Source organism: Streptomyces mexicanus, assembly GCF_902506575.1.
GTDB classification, from domain to species: domain Bacteria; phylum Actinomycetota; class Actinomycetes; order Streptomycetales; family Streptomycetaceae; genus Streptomyces; species Streptomyces mexicanus.
In genome coordinates, this window is record NZ_LR732598.1 from 1 (window position 1) to 1,560 (window position 1,560).

Below are 1,560 nucleotides of genomic sequence, written 5' to 3' on the forward strand. Positions count from 1 at the left end.
GGCGGGGCGGGGGGTGGTGCGGGGGGGGGGGCGGAAGGGGGGGAAGGACGGAGGGGAGGGACGGGGCGGGCGGGCAGTGGTGGGGGTGCGGATAAGGGGCGGGGGTGGGGTGGGCTTGGTGGCAAGTCTGTTGCTGATAAAGGGAGGGACGCTCGTGATTACCACGTAGGGGGGCGTCGGCAGCGTCAGGTGTGTATAAGAGACGGGCCCCGGACGACTCGGGAACGGGCCGCCGTATCGTCTACTCCCTGGGCCGCAAACGCGTCTGGCTCATGGACGAGCGGGGCATGCCCGCGCGCACCTTCACCGTCTGGCCGGGCACCGTCAGCCCGGACCCGGGCAGTTACGCGATCGCCCGCCGGGTGGCCGCCACGAAGGGCTCCGACGGCGTGCAGATCGAGCACATCCTGTACTTCGCCGGCAAGTCGGGCGTCTTCATCGCCTTCAGCAACGCCGTCGACGGCTCCTCGCCCCCGCCGGTCGGCGCCGGCATCAAGACGGGCGGCGTCCGCACCGGCAAGGCGGACGGCGACGCCCTGTGGACGTTCGCGTCCAAGGGGACGCGGGTGGTGGTCGTCCCGTGACGCGGCCCGTGGTCCTCCCCGTGGTGCGAGGGGGCGTCGTCGTGGGCGTCGTCGTCCCGTAGGCCCGCTCGATCGCCCGCCGCGGAGCCCTGAGCGGACGGTTCCCGTTCGATTACAGTGCTGGCGTCGTACGTACGGACGGTGCCGTGAGGGAGGTCTGGGTGGGTACGACGTCCGGTGCCGTCTGGGGGCGTGCCGAGCAGCAGGACTTCCGCAGCCGGGTGCGCGGCACACTGCTCGGGGTGGCCGTGGGCGACGCGCTCGGGGCGCCGGTGGACGGCCTGGACCTGGACGACATCCGGGCGGCGTACGGGCCCGAGGGCGTCGTGGACCTCGTGCCCGCCCACGGGCGGCGCGGCGCGGTCTCGCACTTCACCCAGCTCACACTGTTCTCCGTGGACGGGCTCATCCGGGCGCAGGTGCGGCGCGACACCGGGGCCTGGCATCCGCCGACCGACCTGCACCGGGCGTACCGGCGGTGGGCGGCGACCCAGCGGGACTGGGGGCCGGACGAACGCCGCGAGGGCGACGGGTGGCTGGCGCGCGAGGAGTGGCTGTACGCGTGGCGGGACGCGACACGGGCACTGCTGGTGGGGTTCGGCGACGAGATCATGGGCACGCCGCAGGCGCCCAAGAACCCGGGGGAGTGCGGGCCGGAGGCCGCGGCCCGGTCGGCGCCGTTCGGCCTGCTGGTCGGCTGGGAGCCGCAGCTCGTCGTGCAGCTCGCGGTGGAGTGCGCCGCGCAGAGCCACGGTCATCCGGCGGCCTGTCTGGCCGCGGGCGCGTACGCCGTGATCGTGCACGCGCTGGCCCGCGGGGACGCCCTGGACGGCGCCGTGCAGAAGGCGCTGGCGCTGCTCGCGCCGCGCCCCGGGCACGAACCGGTCTCCGGCGCGCTGCAGCACGCGCTGGGCGCGGTGCGCCAGGGCATGCCGACCCCCGCCCGGGTGGAGGAGCTGGCGGGGGAGGGCAGGGC

General features: G+C 75.1%; 1 protein-coding gene and 1 pseudogene. Both read left to right on the forward strand.

Features of this window, described 5'->3' with window-relative positions; genetic code table 11:
• Positions 1–209 precede the first annotated feature (209 nt).
• Positions 210–584 (forward strand): annotated as a pseudogene (locus GV126_RS32955) (hypothetical protein); the annotation flags it as partial.
• A gap of 161 nt (positions 585–745) precedes the next feature.
• A partial coding sequence (locus GV126_RS32960) for an ADP-ribosylglycohydrolase family protein (RefSeq protein ID WP_159674716.1) occupies positions 746–1,560 on the forward strand: 815 nt, incomplete at its 3' end.